The sequence below is a fragment of the Nocardia acididurans genome (assembly GCF_016741815.1).
GTDB lineage: Bacteria > Actinomycetota > Actinomycetes > Mycobacteriales > Mycobacteriaceae > Nocardia > Nocardia acididurans.
In genome coordinates, this window is record NZ_JAERRJ010000015.1 from 1 (window position 1) to 24592 (window position 24592).

Genomic DNA, 24592 nt, shown 5'->3' on the forward strand with positions numbered 1-24592 from the left:
TTACGCCGACTACCTGCCCTCGGATGGGTTCACCAACCTGAACACCATTTCGACCATCGGTGCCTTCATCCTGGGCTCGTCGATGCTTCCGTTCATCTGGAACGTCTTCAAGTCCTACCGGTACGGCGAGGTCGTGACGGTGGATGACCCGTGGGGCTACGGCAACTCGCTGGAGTGGGCGACCTCCTGCCCGCCGCCGCGGCACAACTTCTACGAGCTGCCGCGTATCCGCTCCGAGCGTCCCGCGTTCGAGCTGCACTACCCGCACATGGTCGAGCGCATGCGCGCCGAGGCCCATGTGGGCTGGGGCACCAAGTCCCACAAGGTGACCGAGCTGGAGAAGTCCTCCCACTAGGTCTTCGATGTTCATGACAACGGCACCCGTCCTGCTCAGGACGGGTGCCGTTGTCGTTGTGCGCGAGGCTGCGGCCTGCGTCGATGCCGATCTTGTATTGCGATAGGCTGCGGCTTTGCGGAAGGTTGTCTGATGAGGGGGTGGGCTTCATGACCGGGGACGGGTTGGCCGAATTGCGGTCCGAGATCGCGGCGTTCTACGCCGGATTCGGGCAGCCGCAGGTGTTGCGGGCGGCCTTCGAGGGGGCGTCGCTGTATGTACCGGTGACCGACGACGATCGGGTGTGTACGTCGCGGGTCGGGGGAGTGGATTGGATCTGCGCGTTCACCTCGGTGGAGGAATACGCGCGGTACATGGTGGCGCGCGGGGTCTCGGCGTCGGAGACGTACCGGTATCACACGCTGCTCGGTGCGCGGTTGAGCGAATGGGCGCAGGCGCGGTTGGAACCGACCGGTGTGTCCGTCGATTGTGTGGGAGCCGCGCCCATGGCCTTCCCGCCCTCGCTACCCGAATCGGCCGAAGGGGCGGTCCATGGCTGATCAGCTGAATGTCGATCCGGCGGTGCTGGATCAGGCCGCCAAGGGCATCACCTCGATCATCAACCAGCTCTCCGACATCGGCGTCAAGGAAACCGGCGCGATGGGCCGCGGCTTCGCCATGCTGTCGCTGTCCCCGATGGAAGCCGGAAAGGCCTCCGTGCAGGCAGGTTTCGAAACCTTCTGCGAACGCTGGTCCTGGGGCGTGCGCGCCCTCGTGCAGGCCGCCAACAACATGGCCCAATCGGTGGGCCTCTCGGCAGGCCGCTACCAGATGATGGACGACCAGTTCTCCAACATGTTCAAGCAGATGTACACCCACCTCGCGGGCAACCCGCACCTGTCCACCGAGGAGATCAACGCCCGCGGCTGGGGCGACACCCTCGCCGACAACAGCTTCAACCACATCCGCAACGCCGACTACTCCACCGAATCCTTCGACACCATGCTGGCCAAGATGCAAACCAACGGCCAGGTCATCGACGCCGTAGGCGGCCAGGCGCTGAACAACGTCTTCAGCACCTACAACCCGAACGCAGGCTGGAACACCGGCGCCGCCCAACAGGCCGCCGAAATCATGAGCGCCGCCGAGAACGGCAAGGGGGGCAAGTAGGTGGGCATCGGCGACTGGCTCAGCGACAAGGCGAACGCCGCCGGCGAATGGCTCGAGGACACCGCCGAATCGGTCACCGCCAAAATCGGCGAAACCGCCGACAGCGGCCTGGACGGCCTCTCCAGTCTCGCTCGCAGGATCGGCGCCGACGGCGTAGCCGAGGCACTCGACGACTTCGGCGACGAAATAGCCTCCATCACCGGCGGCGAAGTCCAAGAACGCGACCTGGGCGAAACCAAGGACCCCAAAGAACTCATCCGCGGCGAGCCCTCGGCCATCCACGACGTAGCAGGCAAACTCAAAAACCTCGCCACCTCCATCGAATCAACAGGCACGGCGCTGCGCACCATCAACGTCGCCGACTGGACAGGCGAAGCCGCCACCGCCTTCCACACCGAATTCGAGAAACAACCCCAACTCTGGTTCACCGCCGCAGACGCCATGACCAACTGCGCCGCCACATTGGACGGCTGGTGGTACTGGGTAGTGGTCGCCGCCCAGGCGAAAGCCCAGAACGCCATCGACAAATGGGAAGAAGCCGAACGCGCCGAAGCGGCCTACAACGCCCTCTCCGACGACGCGAAAAAGACCGCCACCCGCACCGACGGCACCCTGCGCGACGAGGCCCGCACCATCCTCAACGACGCCCGCTCCCAACGCGATTCAGCCGCCGCAGGCGTAGTAGCCGCCATCCAGGGCTACACCGAATCCGCCCCCACCGAACCCCCCTTCACCTCCCGCTGGTCCGACAACTTCACCGACCTCGCAGGCATAGCCGACCACGCCCAACTCAGCTTCATCTCCGGCCTCACCACCAGCCTCACCGGCATAGTCCAATTCGTCCGCGCGGTAAACCCGACGGACACCTACAACATGACCCACCCCGCCGAATACCTCACCAACATGTCGAACCTCGGCACCGGCCTGGTGGTAGCGGCAGCGGACCCCGGCGCAATGGTCAACGGCTTCCTCTCCGGAGCCCGGAAAAACCCCTTCGAATTCGCGGGCGCACTGACCGGCGACGCCCTTCTCACCGTGGCTACCGGCGGCGCGGGAGGCGCAGCCAAGGTGACAGTCCAAACTGTGGACAAGGTTACCGACGCGGTGAAAACCACCGAACGTATCGCTGACGCGGTGGATAACGTTCCCGTCAGTCCCGCGGGCAAGGGGCTTCCACATGGAGAAGGTCCTGCGACTACCACCGGACCTTCGACAGCAGACAACCTCGTTCAGAACCCCGTCGCACACCCGGAGTCCCCCAACGTCTCCTCTGCTGCAGAGACGCACACCAGTAGCGCGGATAACTCAGGAGCTCAGCCTCCGGAGTCCGGCAAACCTGTCGCCGACAATCCTGCTCCCGCGCAACCGGATTCACCATCGAACGCCGCGAGTTCGGATCAGCCTGGTACACAACCGAATCCAGCAGCAGACGCGCCTGCGAATGGTTCACCTGCGGCATACGGCGAATCGACCGATGGCCGCCCCGGCCCCGATGTCCACGACCCAGGCACTGGACGGCCGAACGCCAACGCTGGGGACGATGTGTCCGCCGGAGGCGGCGATCCGGATGCCATTCGCCCGACCAGTAACGACGGGGCCGGTCAGCCCGTACACGATGGCGGACAGCAGCCTGGCCCAGGCCGTCAGGAGTTGGCGGACGCGGATAACGGTCTGGCAAACGACGGGGCCACGAGTCCTGATTCCAACCGCACCCCGCACGAGGTCACCGAATCTCCCGACCCGGTCGACATTGCTACCGGTGAGTTCCTGCTGCCACAAACTGACGTGGACCTGCCGGGCGTGCTGGCGTTGGTGCTGAAGCGCCGCCACCGATCCAACTATCGTTTCGGTCGATGGTTCGGGCCTTCCTGGTCGGCCACGCTCGATATGCGAGTGGTCGTCGAAGAGGAGAGCGTGACCCTGGTCGGCGAGGACGGGGTCGTACTGGTCTACCCGCATGCCGAGGTCGGAGTGGCAGTTCCCCCGGTCACCGGCGGGCAGCGATGGACTATGACACGTACCGACGTGGGCGGCTATCGCGTTTCAGATCCAGATCATGAGCTGACATGGCATTTCGCGCCTGAACCGGATCTCGGAGGACTGGACGCCCGACTCGGCAACTTTGCGATTTCCGCGATCACCGACCGCCATCACAATCGAGTCCGATTCCAATTCGACGAAGACGGCGCACCTGTCTCGGTGACCCACTCCGGCGGCTACCGCGTGGAGGTTTCGACATCGGGCGGCCGAGTCGTCGGCTTGGCCGTTGTCGACACCAGCCAGAACTCCGGGGCAACCCGGATCCTGGTACGGGAGTTCGCCTATCGCGTCGGCAACCTGGCAGCGGTCACCAATGCGGTCGGAGCCACCACTCACTACACCTACGATGACCATGCCCGGATGCTGTCGTGGACTGACTCCAATGGCACCACCATGGTCAACACCTACGACGATGCCGGTCGAGTGGTTCGCCAGCGCGGCACCGGCGGCATCCTCGACACCGATTTCAACTATGTGACCTTCCCTGACGGCACCGGCACCCTGACGACCCTGACCGATTCCCTCGGCGGGACCACGACACATGGTTTCGACCATGATCTGCGATTGCGTGACCGGGTTGATCCCCTCGGTGGTAGGACCCATCTCGACTACAACGTCGATCGGAAGCCGCTCAGCGTTGTCGCGCCGGATGGTGCGGTCACCCGGTACCTGTACACGGGTGACGGGGATATCGCACAGATCACCCGACCCGACGGCGCGACCATCGATGTGGAGTACGACTCGCGGCGTAGGCCGTTGGCGGTCACTGATGTAGACGGTTCGATAAGGCGGCAGGACTGGGATGCCAATGGCAACCTCGTTGCGGCCATCGATTCCGATGGCGTACGAACCGAATACGGCTATCACGCGAGTGGTGCGACCGCGACTGTGCTCGCGCCCACCGGAGCTCGAACTGTCATAGAGGTCGACGCCGCTGGTCTGCCGGTCGCTGTCACCGATTCCTACGGTGCGGTCACTCGAATCGAACGCGATTGCTTCGGCCGCCCGGTTCGGGTTGTAGACGCGCTGGAGGAGGTCACCCGGTACAGCTGGGCCGCAAGCGGAAAACTACTGCGGCGCACCGACCCTGACGGTTTCGCCGAGTCGTGGAGCTGGGACGGCGAAGGAAACCTGCTGGTTCATACCGACCGTGCAGGCGGAACAACGCGGTTCACCTACGGCCCTTTCGATCTTCTCGAATCCCGTGTAGATCCGGACGGATCCGCTACACGCTACGCCTGGGACACCGATCGCAGGCTCACTGAGGTGACCAACCCACTCGGGCAGATATGGAAATACGAGTACGACGCCGCAGGACGACTCGTCGCCGAGACCGACTACTCCGGAGCACGCGCCGTTTTCACCCACGACCGGGCCGGGCGCGTCACCTCGATCACCTCGGCCGGGGGCATCCGTCGCAGGCACACGCGCGATCTCCTCGGACGCGTCACTGAAGTCGCTGCGGATACCGGCGAATGGCTACGCTACCGGCACGACATCCGGGGGCGGGTACTGAGCGCCGTGTCCGGCTCCGGCGACGACGCCACGCACACGCTCGAATTCGCTTACGCGCCAAACGGTCAGCTTCTCTCACAGCAACTCGACAGCCAGCCCGCGCTACGACACGAGTACGACGAGTACGGTCGCCGCATACGTCGAACGCTTCCAAGCGGAGCGGTTACGACCTGGGAGTGGAACGACACCAACCGGGTTATCGGAATGGTGGCCGACGACCACCGCTTCGATTTCCGCTATGACAGGAAAGGGCGGCAGACCGGCTGGCGACTCGACGAGATCGTCCTCAGCCGAACACTTTCCGCGCTCGGTCGTCTCACAGGGCAGAACGTTACGGGCTTTCCGGCTACATCGCTCGCTCTCGAGCCCGAACTCCCGGACCGACCTGGTCCGCACACGATCCGGCAGGACGACTACGTCTATCGCCCCGATGGTTACCTCACCGGACATACTCTTTTGCGGGCTCACGACCCGCAGGAGCATCGGCAATTCACGATCGACACGCTTGGTCGCGTTGCGACGATTTCTCGAAACGGAACTCTGACCGAGTCGTACAGATACGACGCTCTCAGTAACGTCACCGAAGCGCGCCCGGAAGCATCCGGCGACGGTTCCCGTGAGTATCAAGGCAACCTCCTCGTCCGAAGAGGCCGTACGTCATATCGCTACGACGCGGACGGTCGCCTGACTCAGAAAGTTACGAAACGGCTATCGCGCAAGCCGGAGGTCTGGCAGTACCACTACAACGCGTTCAATCAACTGACGGCAGTACGGACCCCGGATGGCCAGTCCTGGCGCTACACCTACGACGCACTCGGGCGACGCGTCGCCAAACATCTGCTCGAAGCGGATGGTCAGATCTCTGACCGAGTGGATTACACCTGGGACGGAGTGCATCTCGCTGAAGAAACCCATGGCGGAACCAGGACTCGATGGCACAACGAACCGGGGACCCATACACCCCTGGCTCAGACCACTGACCAGTCCGCCATAGATCGAGAGTTCTTCGCGATCGTCACCGACCTCATCGGATCACCGGTCGAACTGGTCGATCCTGTGAACGCGGTTTCCGTAGGAACGGCGAGCACCGATCTCTGGGGGCGAACGTCGTGGGCGGGAACCGCAAGTACGCCGCTGCGCTTTCCCGGTCAGATCGAGGACCCCGAAACGGGCCTCCACTACAACCAGTACCGCTACTACGACCCGGAAACTGGACGCTACAACAGTTCCGATCCGCTAGGTCTCGAGGCGAGCGGCAATCCGTTCGGCTATGTCACCAACCCGCTTGTCTGGTCTGATCCTCTCGGTCTTTGTCCAGCCGACACGACACGTGGTGCACCCAAATTCGTCGTTGACTCCAGTGGCGAAGCGGTCATACGTGATCCTGGTCGTCCGGATGGAGATCTCGTGTTCAGCGGTCACGGGACGATCGGCCACGGCGACTTGGCAGAGGTCACCGTACCTCCTGGTACCAGCGTCAATATGTACAGCCCGCATTCTGACACAATCAGCGATGCACTCGGAAACAGAATTGAGACTGATAACCCCAAACCGGTAGCTACATTCAATCCGGGCGATAAGATCCCAGATTACTATCTGCTGCCGCCCACTGCCCCGATGACTCCATTGAACATCATGGGTAGTCCAGTGACGGTAACGGGGCCGACTCGTTTGTCTGAGCTACTTCGAAGCAATATGGGTTCAACTCATTGGGCTGCCTGCAGAGAGGTTGTCTCACCGGCCGATATGGCACTGATACTTTCGCTCTTCTAGAATCGGTCAGACTCCGCAACATCAGAGATTCGGGTAGGAAGAAGGAATGACTTACTTCGCTGATCTTTCTCCGTATGTATACCTGTCCGACACCGTGGCACCCGGCGAGAAGGTCCTCAACGTTGGGTGGCTCGAAAATGGCCAGCCATTTGATACCGGGACAACCTCGACTGGGTTTGTGGAAAAATTGGGTGAGCTATGCCGTACGAATCCGGTGGCGCGCACTCGCGGGGTGCATGCCTGTGATTTGTGCGCAGAGGATGAGAAGCAGTATCCGGTAACACCGCTGATCGACGGAGTGCCAGTGCCGTTGGGTGGTGCAGAAGTCCGGGTTCCGGCTATCAGCGGGGAGATCTTGGCGGCTCCGGACTTGGTTTATCACTACGTGGTGAAACACGGCTATCTGCCGCCGACGCCTTTTATCGAGGCCGTTCTTGCATGTTGATTCGATCTCCATTGCCAGTCGGTGCTCACATGCCAGAGTTCGTGTGTGCGGAGATCGGGTGTGAGGTTGGGGGGCGTGATGAGGGCCACGGGGTGGTGGGTGGCGGGGGCAGGGTGGGGGAGACCTGACAGAATGGGCGGCGGTCCCGGGTGCCGGGCGGGGATGAAGTCTTGAGAATGGAGTTGTCGATTGAGCACGTCTGAGACGACGGTTCTGGTTACTGTGACCGGGCCTGATAAGCCGGGCGTGACTTCGGTGCTTCTTGCTGCCCTGTCGAACAACGGGGTGAGCTTGCTGGATGTGGAGCAGGTGGTCATTCGGGGGCGGCTGACGCTGGGGGTGCTGGTGTCTTGTCCCAGTGATCCGGAGGAGCTGCAGGATCAGCTCGAGGACGCTATGGCGACTGTGGGCATGGATGTCGATGTGGAGATCGGGGCGAACAGCGTTACGGGGGCGAAGCTGTCGACCCATGCTGTTGTGGTGTTGGGGAGTCCGGTTACGGCTCGGGCGTTCAGTGCTATCTCGCGGAAGTTGGCTGAGCAGGGGGTCAATATCGACTCCATTCGGGGGATCGCGGACTATCCGGTGACCGGGCTCGAGTTGATGGTGACCGTGCCGTCGAATGAGTCGATCGCTGAGACTCGGTTGCGGACGGGGCTGGCCGAGGTTGCCGTCAAGGAGAGTGTGGATGTTGCCGTTGAGCGGGCGGGGCTGGCTCGGCGGTCGAAGCGGCTGATTGTGTTCGATGTGGACTCGACCCTCATTCAGGGGGAGGTCATCGAGATGCTGGCTGCGCATGCGGGTGTTGAGGAAGAAGTGCGGCAGGTTACCGAGGCCGCCATGCGGGGGGAGATGGATTTCGCGGAGTCGCTGCGGCAGCGCGTCGCTACGCTCGCGGGGTTGGATGCGTCCGTCATCGATGAGGTTGCCGATCAGATCGAGTTGACTCCGGGGGCGCGGACCACGATTCGGACGCTGCGCAGGCTCGGGTTCCGGTGCGGGGTTGTGTCGGGTGGGTTCCGGCAGGTGATCGAGCCGCTGGCGCATGAGCTGGAGTTGGATTTTGTGCAGGCCAATACGCTCGAGGTGATCGATGGGAAGCTGACCGGCAAGGTGGTTGGCGAGATTGTCGATCGGGCGGCGAAAGCTGTTGCGCTGCGGCGGTTTGCGGCGGAGACCGGGGTGGCCATGGAGCAGACGGTGGCCGTGGGTGACGGGGCCAATGACATCGACATGTTGAATGCCGCGGGGCTGGGTATCGCGTTCCAGGCCAAGCCGGCGTTGCGGGAGGTCGCGGATGCGGCGCTGTCGCACCCCTACCTGGATGCGGTGCTGTTCATTCTCGGGGTGACCCGGGAAGAGGTCGAGGCGGCGGATGCGCTCGACGGGATGCTGCGGCGCGTTCCGCTGGGCTGATTCCGCGAGGCATGCTGAACCCATGGTGATCACGGAATGAGCAGGGGCGTATTGGTCACGGGTGCGTCCCGGGGCATCGGCAGGGCTGTCGCGCAGAGCTTCGCGGACGCGGGAGATCGTGTGGCCGTGCACTATTCGTCGCGGCGGGACGATGCCGAGGAGACGTTGCGCAGCCTCGCCGGGGACGGGCATGTGCTGGTCGGCGGGGATATCGCTGATCCCGGTGCGGTGACCGCGATCGTCGATGCGGCGGTCGAGGCGCTCGGGACGGTGCACGTCCTGGTCAACAATGCCGCGGTGAATCTGCCGCATCCGCTGCCCACGACGGATTATGAAGAGTGGCAGCGGGTTTGGCGGTTGACCACCGACGTGAATCTGCTCGGCACCGCGAATATGTCGTACGCGGTGGCCCGGCACATGATCGAACGGAACATCCCGGGCCGGATCGTGAATGTCGGTTCACGCGGCGCTTCCCGGGGTGAACCGGATCATCCGGCCTACGGTGCGACCAAGGCGGCCGTGCAGGCGATGGGCCAGTCGCTGGCGGTGTCGTTGGCTCCGTTCGGTATCGCCGTCGCGTCGGTCGCCCCGGGGTTCGTCGCGACCGAGCGGGTCGCTGATCGGGTCACCGACGCCGTGCGGGCGCAGAGCCCGTTCGGCCGGGTGGCCGAGCCGGGTGAGATCGCGGCGGCCGTGCGGTATCTCGCGTCGCCGGAGGCCGGCTGGAGTTCGGGTGCGGTCCTCGATGTGAACGGCGCGTCCTACCTGCACTGACGAGTGTGCTGGAAATTCGCCACTACGCTGGACGGCATTACTCGATGACGGTTGAGGAGGCCTGGGGTGCGGAAAGTCCTGCCGGTGCTGGTGCTCGGACTGGTGCTCGTCACCGCCTGCGGCAAGTCCGATTCCGAGAAGTCGGAGGTGACCGCGAGTTCGACGGCCGCGACCTCCTCGGCCGTCACCACGAGTTCGGCCACCCCCGAACCCGCCGCCGCGGTCACCGTCGACGAATCCGCGAATGGCACTGAGCTGCAGATGGTTCCGGGACAGCGGCTGGTGGTGCGGTTGAAGTCGAATCCGTCGACGGGCACCTCGTGGGGGATCGAGCGCCTGGATCAGGCCATCCTGCTGCAGGACGGCGACCCGGGCTACGAGCAGGATCCCGGGCCGTCGATGCCGGGCAAGGGCGGCACCGCGGTGTGGGCGTTCCGCGCGGTCGAACCGGGGACCACCACTCTGGAAATGGTGTACGCCCGTCCCTGGGAGCCCGCCTCCGACGCGAACCAGAGGTTTGCGCTGACCGTCAAGGTGCAGTAGCGAGCAAGCCCCTCCATCGGCTATCAGTGGAGACTGGTTGGTAGTCGATGAAGGTGGGGTTGTGACCGAAGGGCTGTGTGGCATCGAAACATCGGAGCTGGCCGATTTCGCCGTCAGACATGCGGAATTGGCGCGGGGATACGGCGGCGCGGGCGATCCGGAGGACCCCGCGCAGGTGCAGGCGATGCAGATGGTCCTGCACATTCCGAAGGACGAGCCACCGAAACGAAGTGCTCTGCTGGCCGCCGCCGCGGCCTCGGCGGTCGCGCTCTGCCTGGACGAACGCGTCGGCCCGGGCGGTGAGTGGGAGGAGCGCTACCTCGCCTGGAAGCGTTCCCGCATCCGCAAGGTGGCCCGACGCGCCCGCGGCGCGCACTGGCTGGCCGCGCAGGAGGTCCCCGGCATCACCATCGATTTCGATGGCGCGCAGGCCAGAGCCCTCGTCCCGGGCCCGGTAGGTGAAACGGATCCGCGTATCAAACGCCTTCAGATCAACGGCACCGAACTACCTTTCGATGAACCCGAGGAGATCGACCCCGAGTATCCGGTGTTATGGGTGGACACCGATTTGGGTATGACTGTGGGTAAGGCCGCCGCACAGGTCGGGCATGCGAGCATGCTGCTCGCCGGAGCGATGCCGGTGGAGCAGGCGTACGCCTGGGCTGCGCGCGGCTTCCGATGCGGTGTTGCCGAAGCCGATCCCGAACGCTGGGCGCGGCTGAGACGAAGGGTGGCCGAGGGTTCCGCGGTGGCCGTGCGCGACGCCGGATTCACGGAAGTGGCTCCGGGGTCCATGACGGTGATCGCGGTCCCCTGATCGGCCCTGACAGTGCGGTGTGGGCACGGCGGGCGGCCAGGGTTGCCCGCCGGAAGCCCATGTCCCACCCGCAAACCGGATGGTCGCCTTGCTGGCATATATGCGCTGGTGTATCGACTTCGCCGAACCGGTGGGCAAGGATCGGTTCACGAGTTTCCGCGGAAGGAAACCAACGGAAATGACGACACTTGTGGTGATACTCATCGCGTGGGTGGCGCTCTCGGTTCCGGCGGCACTGATCCTGGCACGCCTGTTCCGATCCTCGAACGGCGACGACCACGACAAGGACGAGCTACGTCCGGTACCGAACCATCCCGAATCACTGCACACCGCAGAGGAATTGACTCCCGGGACCACTGCCGGGAGAGATGACACGAATCGAGTTTTTCCCCCACGTTGACGAGCGTCCAGGGCGGTGAGCCAAGATGGACCCCGTGCCGCAACCGGATCCCGATCTGCTCATCGACTTCAACGATGTCACCGTCCGACGTTCGGGCCACACCCTGGTGGGTCCCGTCACCTGGCAGGTGGAACTCGACGAACGCTGGGTTGTGCTCGGCCCCAACGGAGCCGGGAAGACCTCCCTGCTCCGCATGGCCGCCGCCGAGATGTTCCCCACCTCGGGCGAGGCCAACCTGCTCGGCGAAACGCTCGGCCGGGTCGACATGAACGAGCTACGTCCCCGCATCGGCCTGTCCTCCGCCGCGATTGCCAGTCGTGTGCCGGTGGACGAGAAGGTGGCCGATCTGGTGGTGTCGGCGGGCTACGGGGTGATGGGTCGCTGGCGGGAACGCTATGACGATCTGGATACCGACCGTGCGGTCGACGTACTGGAAAGCCTGGGCGCGGAACATCTTTCCGACCGCACCTACGGCACGCTCTCCGAAGGCGAGCGCAAACGCGTGCTCATCGCCCGCGCGCTCATGACCGATCCGGAACTGCTGCTGCTCGACGAGCCCGCCGCCGGACTGGACCTGGGCGGTCGCGAGGAGCTGGTGGAACGCCTCGGCGATCTCGCCGCCGATCCGGACGCGCCCGCGACGGTACTGGTCACCCACCACGTCGAGGAGATTCCGCCCGGCTTCACGCACGGCATGCTGCTCAATGAGGGCAGTGTGGTCGCGCAGGGTTTGCTCACCGATGTGCTGACCTCCGAGAACCTCAGTGAGGCTTTCCGGCAGTCGATCGCGCTGGACCGGATAGACGGTCGCTACTTCGCGCGTCGTGCGCAGCGTTTCGGCAGGCATCGCTCGCGCTGAGCCGCCGCTGAATCGGCGGGCGTCGAATCCGGTGTGTCTCGGGCGGCGCGCTGCTATTGCGCCGCCAGCCTCCGACGGGCAAACTGTCCGCAACATCGCCGATCGGGTGGTGACGGGCATTCCGCTGCAATCGCACTCAGCTCGCCGAAATCAGGGCGAACCGTGAGCGAAGCCATGCGGGTGCGGCGCCGCGGACGGAGGGAGCGCAAGTGCGTCGGACGGTCGGGTCACTCCTATGCCTCGTCACGGTGCCGGCCGCGGTCGGCTGCGTGGCGAATCCGCCCGAGCCGCAGAAGGTTTCGGTCTCCGAATCGGCGGCCAGCCTGGGCAGGGCCGCGATTCCGGAGGACCTGCACGGGCGCACCGTCCAGCTCACCTACGACAGTGGCGCGGGCGGCACCCTCACCTTCGCTCCCGACGGCGGGTCGCTCACCTACGTTTCCGCGGACACCGGACGCAAGACCACCGCACCGGCCGCCATCGAATCCATCGGCGCGGGTTCGTTTCTGGTCACCTGGGCCGACGACTCCGGCGTCGTGATCAGCCAGGTGCAGGACTACCGCACCGGGCAGGTCCAGGGCACCTGGTCGCGCCGCGACGGCACCGACGCCCCGTTCACCATCCAAACGCGAACGGGCACCGTGCATCTGACGGACTGAGGCGCGCACCGGAGTTCGACGCGGGCGCGGCCGATCCGGTTCCCGCGCCGGGTTGCCCAGGTTGGATTGTTGCCCGGCGTTTACAGCCGCGACGTGGTCTGCGATCTTGAGGCATGCACGCGTTCCAGGAGATGTGCGAGCTGTTCGAGGGACACGACCTCGGCCTGCCACCGATCCCGCCCCCGTTCCAGCCGCAGCTGCGGCAGGTGCAGCCGTGGGCGTACGCCACCGGTGCGGTCTCGCCGGCGCTGATGTACCAGTTCGGCTACTCGAAAGACGCCATGCGGCACTGGCTTCCCGATCAGGTGGCGGTCTCGCACTCCGGGCACGGCACCAACTCCTATGCCGTGAACTACCAGCTGGTGTGCGGTTCGCTGACCCTGTTCGCGCAGACCGGATTCGGCGGTGCGTATATGAACAACAGCATGGCCGCCGCCCGCGTCCGCCGCATGTTCGAGGCCTGCCGCACCCTCTCCGAAGCGCTGGAGAACGCTCGCCGCTGCCCGAGCCATCGGCTGCTGGTGGCCTACAGCGATATTCGCCAGACCTCGTGGTGTCGCTGGTACCGCTTCGGCGAAGGCGCGGCGCGGCAGAGCGGGCTCGGGGGAGTGGAATTGCCCGAGGATCCGGTGGCGGCCTTCGATATCGCGACCATGCTGCTGGTCGCCCACTGAGCCGTGGCCGCCCTGGTCGTTAGCCCGAGCAAACGTTAGGGTGCGACTGTGAGCGAGACAGTTGCACAGCCCGACTCTCAGCCTGCCATCGCGCCCGTCAAGGACGCGTCCACGGTGGTGCTGGTGCGCGACGGAGCGAACGGGCCCGAGGTGTTCCTGCAGCGTCGTGTGAACGGGATGGCGTTTGCCGCGGGCATGACGGTGTTCCCCGGCGGTGGCGTCGACCTTTCCGACGCGTCGGCCGAGCTGGAGTGGGCCGGACCCGAACCCGCCTGGTGGGCGGAGCGTTTCGCCACCGACGCGCCGCGCGCGCAGGCGCTGGTGTGCGCGGCCGTGCGGGAGACCTTCGAGGAGTGCGGTGTCCTGCTGGCCGGGCCGACCGCGGCTTCCGTCGTCTCCGACACCTCGGTGTACGCCGAGGCGCGCGGGCAGCTGGAACGCCGCGAGCTGTCCTTCGCGCAGTTCCTGACCCGCGAGAAACTGGTGCTGCGCGCGGATCTGCTGCGTCCCTGGGACCACTGGATCACCCCGGTGGTCGAGCCGCGTCGCTATGACACGCGGTTCTTCGTCGCGGTGCTGCCCTCGGGTCAGCTCGCCGACGGCGCGACCTCCGAGGCCGAGGTCGTCACCTGGTGCACTCCCGCGCAAGCCCTCGCCCGTTGGCGTGACGGCCTCGACGTGCTGCTGCCGCCGACCTGGACCCAGCTGGACGCTCTCGCCGATTTCGCGTCCACCGCGGAGATTCTCGCGGCCGAGCGCGTCATCGCCCCGATCATGCCGGTCTACGACCCGAACAGCGGCGGTCCCGCGCTGGCGTTCCCGGACGCCGCCCGCTACTTCGCCGATCTGCCAGCCGAAGCCCGCCTGCGCGGATCCCAGCGACCGTAGCGGTGGTCGCCGGGATCCACATGCTCTCGAATCAGGGTGTGCCGCTTCATCGATCGCGAGGCCGCGTCGGCGGGTCGCGGGCCGGGCGAGATCGCATGCCGGACCGCCGGGTGGCATCGAATCGCGCGATCGTGCGCCAGTAGGGTGGTTGGCTGTGGCCGAATTCGTGACTGTGGACCGGAATGACGGGATTGCCGTGCTCCGGATCGCACGCCCGCCGTTGAATCTGATCGATCTGCAGACGGCGTTGGAGATCGCCGCCGCTGCCGAACGGATCGGGGCGGATCCGGAGGTGCGGGCCGTCGTGGTCTACGGCGACGCGCGTGTCTTCTCGGCCGGTGACGAAATGGCCGAGCTGGCGGCGTGGACGCCGGCGCAGGCCGAGGCCGTGGCCAAGGATTTCCAGTCGGCGCTGGGCTGCCTGTCCCGGCTGCCGCAGCCGACCGTGGCAGCCATCAGCGGATACGCCCTGGGTGCGGGACTCGAGCTGGCGCTGGGCGCGGATCGCCGGATCATCGGCGACAACGTGAAGCTGGGTCTGCCGCAGATCAAGGCGGGCCTGATCCCGGTGTCCGGTATTCGCCGGTTGAGCCTGCTCATCGGCCCGGCCAAGGCGAAGGATCTGGTCTACAGCGGCCGGTTCGTGGATCCGAAGGAAGCCGAGGCGATCGGGCTCGTCGACGAGGTCGTGGCACCCGATGACGTGTTCGAGGCCGCGCTGCGCTGGGCGCGGCAGTTCACCGATGCCCCCTCGCGCGCCCTGGCCGCCGCGAAGAAGGTGTTCGAGGCGGGTACGCACGGTCACGACCGCGCGCGCACCGAGTGGGCGGCGCTGTTCGGCACCGAAGATCAGCAGGTTGGAACACGTTCCTATTTGGTCGACGGTCCGGGAACTGTGCGTTTCACCGGCCGATAACCAGCCCGATACGCGGGCTCACCGGGGCATTCATTAGGCTGCCCTGCATGACTGCTCGTCCGGAAGATCCCGCGCCGAACCCGCACGCCACCGAAGCGGAAGTCCAGGCTGCGCTCACCGACAACAAGCTCGCCCAGGTGCTGTATCACGACTGGGAGGCCGAGACCTACGACGACAAGTGGTCCATCTCGTATGACGAGCGCTGCATCGAATACGCGCGTGGCCGCTTCGACGCCGTCGTGCCCGACGCTCAGCTGCCCTACGACCGGGCGCTCGAACTGGGCTGCGGCACCGGCTTCTTCCTGCTGAACCTCATGCAGTCGGGCATCGCGAAGTCCGGCTCGGTCACCGACCTGTCGCCGGGCATGGTGAAGGTCGCGACCCGCAACGGCAAGAACCTGGGCCTGGACGTCGACGGCCGCGTCGCCGACGCCGAGACCATCCCCTACGAGGACGACACCTTCGACCTCGTCGTGGGACACGCTGTGCTGCACCACATTCCGGACGTGGAGCTGGCGCTCAAGGAATGCCTGCGCGTGCTCAAGCCGGGCGGCCGCTTCGTCTTCGCGGGTGAGCCGACCACCATCGGCAACTTCTACGCCCGCAAGCTCGGCCAGGTCACCTGGAAGATCACCACCAATGTGACCAAGCTGCCGTTCCTGTCGGATTGGCGTCGCCCGCAGGCGGAGCTGGACGAGTCCTCCCGCGCCGCCGCCCTCGAGGCCGTTGTCGACCTGCACACCTTCGACCCCTCCGACCTGGAGGCCATCGCCCGCCGCGCCGGCGCGACCGAGGTGCTGGCCAAGACCGAAGAGTTCGCCGCCGCGCTGTGGGGCTGGCCGGTCCGCACCTTCGAGGCCGCCGTGCCGGAGAGCAAGCTGACCGTCGGCTACCGCATGGCCCAGTACAAGGCCTGGCTCGGCTTCTCCAAGCTGGACGAGAAGGTGCTGCGCCACGTGGTCCCGCGCCAGTTCTTCTACAACGTGATGATCACCGGCGTGAAGCCCGGCGCCTCCGCCAAGTAGCCGGTGGGCTACACCTTCACCCGCGACGATGTCGCGTACCTCGGCAGCGCGGCCGGCACGGCCGCGCTGACCGAAACCGATCGCCTCGAGCTGACCCCCAAGTCCCTGCTCAAGGACCTGGACGTGCTCCGCCGCGCATTCGGCGACCGCGCGGCCGCACTGGTGGAAACCGTGCGCCTGCGCCGCCGCGCCACCGCCAAACTCGCCGACGCCGGGGAGTGGCTGTTCACCGATGACGCTCTGCAACAGGCGACTCCGACCGCCGTGGCCCGCCACCGCGCCGTCCGCCTCGCCGGTCGCACCGTCCACGATGTCACCTGCTCCATCGGCGCGGAACTGGTCGAGCTGGCCCGGGTCTGCCCCGCCGTGATCGGCAGCGACCTGGACCGGACCCGCCTGGAGATCGCGGCGCACAATGTGCGGACCGCCGCATCCCCGGTAGCGCTCGGGCGAAATGTAGTGCTGGTCAAGGCGGATGCGCTGGTGCCGTGTAGTTCCGCCGAGGTGATCATTGCCGATCCGGCCCGGCGCGCGGATGGGCGGCGGACGCATGATCCGGCGAAGTTGCAGCCGCCGCTGCCGGATCTGCTGGCCGCCTATGAAGGCCGCGATCTGGCTGTGAAGTGTGCTCCCGGACTGGATTTCGACAGTCTGGACTGGGTCGGTGAGGTCGAGGTGGTCTCGCTCGACGGTGCGGTGCGCGAGGCGTGCCTGTGGTCGGCGGGGCTGGCTGAGCCCGGCGTGACACGTCGGGCGACGGTGCTCTCGTCCGACGGGCCGGGGTGGAGTCTCACCGACGCGGAGCCGGATGACATTCCGGAGCGGGAGCCCGGCGAGTGGATCGTGGATCCCGACGGTGCGGTGGTGCGGGCGGGGCTGGTCCGGCACTATGCCGCGAAACATGGTCTGTGGCAGCTCGATCCGCGTATCGCGTACCTCACCGGTGACAAGGTGCCCGACGGTGTGCGTGGCTTCCGCATCCTCGACCGGATGGAATTCCGGGAGAAGCCGCTGCGCGCCGCACTGCACGCGCGTGACTGCGGTCCGCTCGAAATCCTCACGCGCGGAGTCGATATCGATCCGGACGCGCTGCGGAAGGCATTGAAACCCCGTGGCTCACAGCCGCATACGCTGGTCGTGACCCGGATCGGGCGTGCGGCGACCGTGTTCATCTGTGCCACGCCGTAGTCCTCGCGGTAGGGCGACGGCGGCGGCCCGGTTGCAATAATATGACGACCGGTCTACTGTTTCGCTCATGGGAAAGAAGGGTGCCGACACCCGGTACAGGCTGCTCGAGGGCGCACGGTCGCTGATCGAGTCGCGCGGGTACTTCGGTACCGGGCTCAACCAGATCCTGGAAGTCAGTGGCGCACCGCGTGGTTCGCTGTATTTCCACTTTCCCGGCGGCAAGGATCAGCTCATCGCCGAGGCCATCGAGCAGGCGGGCGCGGAGATCACCGCCGTCATCGAGACCACCGCCGCGCCCGATGCACGCGCCTACCTGGAAGCCATGGCCGATCTCCTCGGCGAACGTCTGGAGCAGTCGGACTGGTCCAAGGGCTGTCCGGTCGCCGGTGTCGCCCTGGACGCGGCGTCCGCCAATGACAGTGTGCAGCAGGCGTGTTCGGCCGCCTATCAGCGGTGGGAGAGCGCGCTGCGCGAGCGCCTGGCCGGCTACGGTCACCCCGAACCCGACCGGCTCGCCCTCGCCGCCCTGGCGCTGATCGAGGGCGGCCTGCTGCTGGCGCGCACCCATCGCGACCGGGCGCCGCTGCGTCGTCTCGCCGCCACCTTCGAAACCCTCGTCTGATATCGGCCGCCACCCGGCGGCTTTCCACCTGACCCAAGAATATGTAAATCGGTCTACTGAAAGTAGGGATCATGAACCACGCCGACTCCATCGTTCTCGGTGCCGCCGGATTCATCGGCCGCTCGGTCGTCGCCGAACTGCTGCGCGACGGACGCGCTGTCGTCGCCGGTGTACGCGCCGGTGGCCGTGACCGCCTGGAGTCCTGGCTCGCCGACCAGGGCGTCGACCGGACCCGGCTGCACATCGAAATCGTCGACATCGCACAGCCGAACCTCGGGCTGACAGCGGAATTCGACGGCATCCGCGATGTGTACAACGCCGCCGCTCTCATGCGCTTCGGCCTCGACGCGGCGCAAGCGCGCCGGGTCAATCTCACCGGTGCGCTCGAAGTCGTGCGGTGGGCGAGCCGCCAACCCGAACTGCGCAGGCTCGTGCACATCACCGGATACCGCTCCACCGTCGACGACGGCCTCGAGGGCGACTACCGCAATGGCGCGTACGGCGCTTCCAAGGTCGAGGCCGACGCGGCGGTCCGTGCGCTGGCCGCGGAACTCGGCGTCCCGCTGACCATCGCGAACCCGGCCTCGGTGATCGGGCCGGGGCAGTACTTCGGGCTGTCGGATCTCCTCCACAATCTGTGGCTGCGCAAGCTGCCGGTCCTGCCCGGCAATCGGGACACCTTCGTCCCCGTCGTCGGAATCGACTATGTGGCACGGTTTCTGGCGCGCGTCACGGCGCTGCCTGGGACCGCCGGGCAGGCGTACACCCTGCTCGACCCGGCGACCCCGAATCTGCCCGAGCTGATCCGGCTGGTCGCGGCGCATCTGGGTGTTCCCGCTCCGCGACTCACGGTGCCGGTGTCGATCATTCGCGTGCTGCCCCGTGCGGTGACCAAGGCGGATCCGGAATCGCTGGTCTTCCTGGCCGGTGACCGTTACGACACCTCGGCGGCCGATGCGGTGGCCGCCGAGGTGGGCGTCGCGCACGAACCGGTCGGAGATCTGTTGCGTGCCTACGCCGATGGCATCGTCGCCACCCGCAACGGCACTGTCGCCGAACGGTCAGTCGTCTAGGCAGCCGAATTGCCTCGGCTGCACGGGTTTTCAGGGCAGCAGTTCGGTGACCAGTTCGACGGCCTCCGCCAGCTCGCGGCGGTTCTGATGGCGGCTGAAGTGAATGCCGTCCGGGGTGACCACCGATTTCGCGCCCAGGTGGGTGGTGAAGAGCCGGACATGGTCCAGCGGATCGGGGGTCAGCACCGGATCGTCGATGGCCACCAGGACTCGGAACTGCTTGGCGGCGTTGCGGATTCGCTCCCAGTCGAAGCCGCCGTCGAAGAAGCCGGCGAGCTGGTCGTAGCCGACCTCGTGCGCCATGGAGGCGACCAGGACCACGCCCGCGAAGGGTTCGCCCTCGTGGCGCTGGAGGAGGCGGAGCAGGTTGACCCCGCCGAGGCTGTGGCCCACCAGGACGGTGTCGGCGGGGTCGGTGATCTGCTCGGCGACCGCGCGCAGCCACGGTTCCGGCTGCGGCGCTTCGGGATCGGGCATCTGGGGAGTGCGGACGTCGTGGTTGTTCAGGGTGGCGGCGAGGTGGTCGTACCAGGCCTGATCGGGGCTGCTGGCGAATTCGTGGGAGATGACGACGGTGCTCATGAACTGCACTCCAAACCGATTCGATACGTTGCGTTTCGATTGAAAAATAGGCTAGGGTCGTCGACATGTCAAGCGAGCGCCGGGGCGGCCGGATTCGTAGCGCGGACGCGCATGACGCGGTCCTCGCCGCGGCCGCCGAACTGCTGGAGGAGCACGGGTACCGCGATCTGACCATCGAGAAGATCGCCGCGCGCTCCGGGGTCGCCAAGTCCACCATCTACCGGTGGTGGCGGTCCCGGCCCGAACTCGTCATGGAGGCGTACGCGCGCGCCGTCGCCCAGCGCATGCCCGAACCCGATACCGGTTCCGTCGCAGGCGATCTCACCGAGTTCGTCACCCGGCTCTACAGTGTCGTCGACCACCCCGTGCGGGTGCGCTCACTGCGCGGCATGATGGCCGACGCCCAACTCGACCCGGAGTTCCGCACGGCCTTCCGCGGCTGGGTGGACACCCGCCGTGCGGTCGTGGCGGACCTGCTGCGCCGTGGCCTGGACAGGGGTGAACTCGCCGCCGATCTCGACCTGGATCATGCGATCGACCTGGTCTTCGGCCCGTTCTGGTACCGCCTGCTCACCGATCACGCACCGCTGCGCCCGGACGAGGCCGGCGGCCATGTCCGCCGCCTGCTGGCGGGGCTGCGCACTCCACTGGGCTGATGCCGGCGGGCTGCCCGGCGGTCGAATACCGTTGTCAGCGGCGGGCTTTGGGGTCGGCGGGGGAGTACTGGTATTTGCCGCGGTCGAGTTTCTGGATATTGCTGTCCTCGCGCAATGCCATTCGGCCGAGGGCGACCTTGACGTGGTGGCGGTCGCTGGCGCCGACCGGCATCCCGCGCTGCTGCAGGGCGGTGGCGACGCTGGTGGGAGTCCAGGTCTGGCCGGGGTTCTCGGCCATGATCTCGGCGACGGCCTGGGGGATGGAGGTGCCGCGGCGTGGCGGGGTGGCTGCCGGGGATGCGGCGGGCGTGGGTAGCGAGTCCTCTTGTAGCTGTTCGTAGCGGGCGGTGCTGAGCCAGTCGGCCACGGTGGTGAACTTGGCGCAGGCGTCGTACAGCTCGGGGTCGGGGGTTCGGATATCGCCGAGGTTGTACATGGTCTGGTAGTAGCGGCCGATGTGGGTGAGCAGATCCACTACCTGTTTACCCGCTTCGGCGACGATCGCCTCGCTGGTGCGACCGGTGTTCGACGGTTCCACGCCCACGCTGAATGTTCCCTTCCTCGTCATGGATCGGCACATTTACGGCACATGGGAACACATGGTGTGCCCTCCGCGGCGGGAGGCACGCCGACTCCGGTCGCGGTATCAGCTCTCGGGCGTGGAGATGGTCGCTTGGTAGTCGGCGACGAATCTGGTTAGCAACCGCGCGAATTCACGGCGATCCGCCTCGCTCCACGCCGCGGTGGTGCGCGCGAAGACCGCTTGCCGGATCGCATGCGCCTGCGCGAGTGCCGTTCGCGCGCTCGTGGTGAGGTGCAGCAGCACCCGCCGGGCATCGGTCTGATCGGCGCGCCGCTCCAGCAGCCCCTCGGCGACCGCGCGCGACACCAGCCGGCTCGCGCGCGGCTGATCCACATCCAGCGCGCCCGCGATATCGGTGACGGTGACCTCGCCGTCCCGGGCTTCCACGACATCGAGCACGGTGAACAGCGTCGGGTCCAGAGCGGGCCCGCTGCCGCGCGCGCCCAGCCGACTGAGCGTGCGGCGGGTCTGACTGCGCCGGATCGCCACCATGGCCTGCTCGATGGCGATTACCGCGGGGTCGCTGGCTTCCACCCTTGCCATGGTACGTGAGCTTGCTAAAGTACATATCCATGTCATTTGGCAAGTAATGGAATCGGATCATGACCACATCGCATGCCGAGAAGCTGCTCGGCGTGGCAGGGACTGTCAGAGCCCGCGCACCGCGAAGACGGTGAAGGGGTCCACCGGGGTGCCCTCGCCCATCGGCCCGCCACGGTCGAACTGCGAGCTGACGACGAGCATCTGATCGCCGTCGTGTGCGACGGTCGTCGGGATGCGTAGGATCTCGTCGGTGAGGCGGTTGCGGAGTTCGGCGGTCGTGCCGTTCGCGCCGATGCTCCAGCGGCTGAGGCTGTTCGAGCGGTTGTGCACGACCCACAGCGTGTCGCCGAGCAACTCCATGCCGTCGCCGTCGATCATGTCCCCGCCGCGCAGGTCTACTCGCGCGATTCCCGGGGCATCGGCGATCTCGACCCGGTAGAGACCGCCGCCCGCCATATCGACCGTCAGGAGATAGCGGCCCGCCGGATCCGCCACGATCCCGTTGAGCAGCATCGGTGTGCTGTTACCCGGTGTGGTCGCGGTCGTCAGATCGGCGTAGACGGGCAGCGTCTCGCGCCCGCCCCGCGCGGCCGCGCCGTCGAACAGTTCCGGTGTCACCCGATAGATGACGGGTCGCACGCTGTCGGTGAGGTACGCGCTGCCGTCCGGGGTGAACGCGAGATCGTTCAGGAAGGGCTGATCCTGTCGCGGTGCGTCGAATCGTGCCACCGGCGCGCGAGTTCCGGTGTCGTACACCGTGACTCCGGTCGTATGGTCGATGACCCACAGCCGCCCGCGGGAATCCACGCGCAGCCCGTTGGCGGTGTGCCGCCCGTCCGTGCCCGCGGGCAGGAAGATCTCGGCGCGGGCGCGGCCGGCCGGTCGCCGATAGATCGCGCCGGTGGTGAACGAACCCACGTACACGTCCCCGTTGCGCGCGTCGACCGCGATCCCTTCGGGATAGGCGCGCTGCTCCGGGAGATCGAACGCCGGGCTGATCTGCGCGCGCGACGTCGAATCATCCTGTGCCGCAGGTGTATCGGAGCATCCGCTCAACGCCAGTGTCGCGGCCAGTGCGCTCACCGCCACTCGATTCCGGGTGCGCACAATGGTCTCCTGTCCTCGCCTCGTGTGAGGCCATCTCATCGAACGATGGCTAACGTAGATTAGAGTTCTAATAGCTGTCAATGTACGAACCACTGAAAGGGTCATTTACGATGCCCGCATGACGTCGATGCCCGCCGAGGAACGTCTCGGTGCCTACATCAAGCGCGCCGAACAGGCCCTGCAGGCCACCAAGACGGCCGTGCTCAAGCCGGCGGGCGTCACGGTGCCGCAGTACGCCGCGCTGCTGGTGCTCAGCGAGAACGCCGGCATCAACGCGGCGGCGCTGGCCCGGCAGTGCGGGGTCACGCCGCCTACCATGAACACCATCCTGGCTAATCTGAACGATCGCGGCCTGATCGAGCGCACCCCGCACGCCTGGCATCGCAATGTGCTGGAGACCCGGCTCACCGAGGCCGGGCGCAAGGTGCTGCGGCAGGCCGACGTCGCCGCGGTCCGCGTCGAGCGCGCGGTGGCGGCGGAATTCACCGATCAGGAGCGACAGGCGCTGATGGCCATGCTGGAACGGGCCGCCGCGGTGTTCGAGGCGCAGCGGCCCGGCTGATCACTTCTCCGGCTTGAACACGAACAGTTCGCCGATGCGCGTGGCCACCACGACCTCGCCCTCCGCGCCGATGGAGGTGCCGACGGTGGTGCCCTCGGCGTCGGGCAGCTCATCGGAGTCGACGGTCGCGCCGGTGGCGGTGTCGAAGGTGACCAGGGTCAGGCCGGTGCCGATCGGGGCGACCGTGTAGCCGGTGCCGCCCGAGGTCTGCACGGGCCGCCCGCGCAGTCCGAGATCCTTACGCTCCCAGACGATTTCGGCGCTGTCACCCTGGTCGCGCAGGGCCAGCAGATGCCCCTCGTCGCCGGAGGGGATGAGCAGGCCGTCCGAGATCGAGATGCCGCCGCGCACCGGGAAACCCAGATCCTGAACCCATTTGGTGCGCCCGTCGGCGGTATCGAGGGCGAGGAGCCGATTCTCGTTGTCGCCCACGTACACCGTGGACCCGTCGGCCGACAGCGCCGGGCTCGCGCCGCTGCCGCCGTTGAGCAGCTCGGCACTCCACTCGCGGTGGATCTCCTTGCCGTCGTAGCGCAGCGCCTCCACCGAGGCCGCCCGCTGACCCGGCTGCCACACGGTGACGAAGAACCGCCCCGAGTCCCCGTCCACCGCGGACACATTCGCGACCGAGCACAGCGGCCCGCCCGTCGCGCAATCCTCCAGACCGGTGCCGTCCGCCGGACGCGCCAGGTTCGGGAACTTCAGGAAGTCGGGTTCGCCGAGCAACTGCACCGTGGAGACCTCACGGTGGCCGGTCTGGCGGCTGAGCACGTCCACCTGACCGAACTGGGTCACCGACAGCACGTTTCCGTCACCGGTGAACTGCACCGACACCGGCACGCCCGCGACCGGCGTGCGCCAGCGCGGCTGCCCGAGCGCGTTGAACGAGTACAGGCCGCCGTCATCGCCCACGTACACATTGGTCGTGCCGTCCACGGCCGCGCCCGCCGCGATGGCGCTGGCCGCGCTCGAATTGCCGCCCGGACCCATGGGATTGCAGAACCGCTTACGCCCGTTCTCCATCTGGAAGGAGAAGATGGCGCACGTCGGCGTGCGGCTGGTGACGAACATCTGCCCGTCCTCGCCCACCGTCACCGGCGCGCCGATCGGGCCGCCGATGGGCCGCGCCCAGCTCAGCGACAGATTGCGCGATCCGGTCACCGGGCTCGCACCGCTGTTGCGGGCATCGTGGAAGGCGGCGGGCCAACCCTTGCCGGGACCGACCCGGATATCGTCGACCGTGGTGCTGCCACAGGCGGTGAGGGTGAGCAGACCCGCGGCGGCCAGGGTCAGTGCACCGGCCTTCCCCCATGCGGGCGCGCGGTGTTCCGGTGCGGATCCACCGGTGCGCGGTCGCTGCTCGTCACGTCCGGTCTGCCGCCTGCCGCTTCGCACCTTGCGGGTGTCCCTTCTGCCAGTACGGAGTCT

Annotated in this window: 24 protein-coding genes and 1 pseudogene; 20 read left to right on the plus strand and 5 right to left on the minus strand. The window is 66.6% G+C overall.

All coding sequences use genetic code 11. From position 1 onward, the window contains the following. The 18 genes and pseudogenes from JK358_RS32815 to JK358_RS32900 all read left to right on the plus strand — a co-directional run. A pseudogene (locus JK358_RS32815) lies at positions 1-355 on the plus strand (cytochrome ubiquinol oxidase subunit I); the annotation flags it as partial. Positions 356-504: 149 nt separating this feature from the next. After that, positions 505-894: a hypothetical protein gene (locus JK358_RS32820; RefSeq protein ID WP_201955083.1), complete on the plus strand. Its 390-nt coding sequence runs from the start codon at positions 505-507 to the stop codon at positions 892-894. Beyond that, complete coding sequence (locus JK358_RS32825) at positions 887-1504, plus strand: hypothetical protein (RefSeq protein ID WP_201955084.1); 618 nt, start codon at positions 887-889, stop codon at positions 1502-1504. The genes JK358_RS32820 and JK358_RS32825 overlap by 8 nt, the downstream gene beginning before the upstream one ends. Beyond that, positions 1505-6832 (plus strand): putative T7SS-secreted protein, encoded by a 5328-nt coding sequence (locus JK358_RS32830; RefSeq protein WP_201955085.1) that lies wholly within the window; start codon positions 1505-1507, stop codon positions 6830-6832. Positions 6833-6878: 46 nt separating this feature from the next. Continuing rightward, on the plus strand, positions 6879-7277 hold the full coding sequence (locus JK358_RS32835; protein ID WP_201955090.1) for a DUF7919 family protein: 399 nt from the start codon (positions 6879-6881) through the stop codon (positions 7275-7277). Between the two features lie 189 nt (positions 7278-7466). Continuing rightward, positions 7467-8693: a phosphoserine phosphatase SerB gene (serB, locus tag JK358_RS32840; RefSeq protein WP_201955092.1), complete on the plus strand. Its 1227-nt coding sequence runs from the start codon at positions 7467-7469 to the stop codon at positions 8691-8693. Between the two features lie 36 nt (positions 8694-8729). Beyond that, the gene (locus tag JK358_RS32845; protein ID WP_201955094.1) at positions 8730-9467 is read left to right on the plus strand and encodes an SDR family NAD(P)-dependent oxidoreductase; all 738 of its coding nucleotides are present in this window, start codon (positions 8730-8732) and stop codon (positions 9465-9467) included. A gap of 66 nt (positions 9468-9533) precedes the next feature. Then, on the plus strand, positions 9534-10010 hold the full coding sequence (locus JK358_RS40510; protein ID WP_201955102.1) for a protease inhibitor I42 family protein: 477 nt from the start codon (positions 9534-9536) through the stop codon (positions 10008-10010). Between the two features lie 61 nt (positions 10011-10071). Then, positions 10072-10827 carry a peptidyl-tRNA hydrolase gene (locus JK358_RS32855; protein ID WP_307817850.1) on the plus strand — a complete coding sequence of 252 codons (756 nt, stop codon included), beginning with the start codon at positions 10072-10074 and terminating at the stop codon, positions 10825-10827. Between the two features lie 425 nt (positions 10828-11252). Continuing rightward, positions 11253-12086, plus strand: coding sequence for an ABC transporter ATP-binding protein (locus JK358_RS32860; RefSeq protein ID WP_201955104.1), 834 nt, complete (start codon positions 11253-11255; stop codon positions 12084-12086). A 269-nt stretch (positions 12087-12355) separates the two neighbouring features. Continuing rightward, the gene (locus JK358_RS32865; RefSeq protein WP_201955115.1) at positions 12356-12745 is read left to right on the plus strand and encodes a MoaF-related domain-containing protein; all 390 of its coding nucleotides are present in this window, start codon (positions 12356-12358) and stop codon (positions 12743-12745) included. Positions 12746-12858: 113 nt separating this feature from the next. Beyond that, complete coding sequence (locus JK358_RS32870) at positions 12859-13419, plus strand: hypothetical protein (RefSeq protein WP_201955118.1); 561 nt, start codon at positions 12859-12861, stop codon at positions 13417-13419. A gap of 48 nt (positions 13420-13467) precedes the next feature. After that, positions 13468-14307, plus strand: coding sequence for an NUDIX hydrolase (locus tag JK358_RS32875; RefSeq protein WP_201955120.1), 840 nt, complete (start codon positions 13468-13470; stop codon positions 14305-14307). A 154-nt stretch (positions 14308-14461) separates the two neighbouring features. Further along, a complete protein-coding gene (locus JK358_RS32880) occupies positions 14462-15223 on the plus strand; it encodes an enoyl-CoA hydratase-related protein (RefSeq protein ID WP_201955128.1) in 762 nt (253 codons plus the stop codon). Positions 15224-15270: 47 nt separating this feature from the next. Further along, positions 15271-16248 carry a class I SAM-dependent methyltransferase gene (locus tag JK358_RS32885; protein WP_201955130.1) on the plus strand — a complete coding sequence of 326 codons (978 nt, stop codon included), beginning with the start codon at positions 15271-15273 and terminating at the stop codon, positions 16246-16248. Between the two features lie 3 nt (positions 16249-16251). Continuing rightward, positions 16252-17436 carry a class I SAM-dependent methyltransferase gene (locus JK358_RS32890; RefSeq protein WP_201955139.1) on the plus strand — a complete coding sequence of 395 codons (1185 nt, stop codon included), beginning with the start codon at positions 16252-16254 and terminating at the stop codon, positions 17434-17436. Between the two features lie 67 nt (positions 17437-17503). After that, positions 17504-18058, plus strand: coding sequence for a TetR/AcrR family transcriptional regulator (locus JK358_RS32895; RefSeq protein ID WP_201955141.1), 555 nt, complete (start codon positions 17504-17506; stop codon positions 18056-18058). 71 nt (positions 18059-18129) lie between these two features. Then, on the plus strand, positions 18130-19131 hold the full coding sequence (locus tag JK358_RS32900) for an SDR family oxidoreductase (RefSeq protein ID WP_201955150.1): 1002 nt from the start codon (positions 18130-18132) through the stop codon (positions 19129-19131). 30 nt (positions 19132-19161) lie between these two features. Here the strand turns inward: JK358_RS32900 and JK358_RS32905 are convergent, their stop codons facing one another. Continuing rightward, a complete protein-coding gene (locus JK358_RS32905) occupies positions 19162-19713 on the minus strand; it encodes an RBBP9/YdeN family alpha/beta hydrolase (protein WP_201955159.1) in 552 nt (183 codons plus the stop codon). Between the two features lie 65 nt (positions 19714-19778). Between JK358_RS32905 and JK358_RS32910 the strand changes: the two genes are divergently transcribed. Next, a complete protein-coding gene (locus tag JK358_RS32910; RefSeq protein WP_201955161.1) occupies positions 19779-20369 on the plus strand; it encodes a TetR/AcrR family transcriptional regulator in 591 nt (196 codons plus the stop codon). Positions 20370-20403: 34 nt separating this feature from the next. On the opposite strand, the gene JK358_RS32915 is transcribed toward JK358_RS32910, so the two are convergent. The 3 genes from JK358_RS32915 to JK358_RS32925 form a co-directional block, all read right to left on the minus strand. Continuing rightward, positions 20404-20937: a hypothetical protein gene (locus tag JK358_RS32915; RefSeq protein ID WP_201955163.1), complete on the minus strand. Its 534-nt coding sequence runs from the start codon at positions 20935-20937 to the stop codon at positions 20404-20406. 78 nt (positions 20938-21015) lie between these two features. Beyond that, positions 21016-21486 (minus strand): MarR family winged helix-turn-helix transcriptional regulator, encoded by a 471-nt coding sequence (locus JK358_RS32920; protein WP_307817851.1) that lies wholly within the window; start codon positions 21484-21486, stop codon positions 21016-21018. A 114-nt stretch (positions 21487-21600) separates the two neighbouring features. Next, positions 21601-22602, minus strand: coding sequence for an SMP-30/gluconolactonase/LRE family protein (locus JK358_RS32925; protein ID WP_307817852.1), 1002 nt, complete (start codon positions 22600-22602; stop codon positions 21601-21603). Between the two features lie 118 nt (positions 22603-22720). On the opposite strand from JK358_RS32925, the gene JK358_RS32930 reads away from it, so the two are divergent. Then, complete coding sequence (locus JK358_RS32930; RefSeq protein WP_232852329.1) at positions 22721-23164, plus strand: MarR family winged helix-turn-helix transcriptional regulator; 444 nt, start codon at positions 22721-22723, stop codon at positions 23162-23164. Here the strand turns inward: JK358_RS32930 and JK358_RS32935 are convergent, their stop codons facing one another. Then, the gene (locus tag JK358_RS32935) at positions 23165-24559 is read right to left on the minus strand and encodes an outer membrane protein assembly factor BamB family protein (RefSeq protein ID WP_307817853.1); all 1395 of its coding nucleotides are present in this window, start codon (positions 24557-24559) and stop codon (positions 23165-23167) included. Positions 24560-24592: the final 33 nt, after the last annotated feature.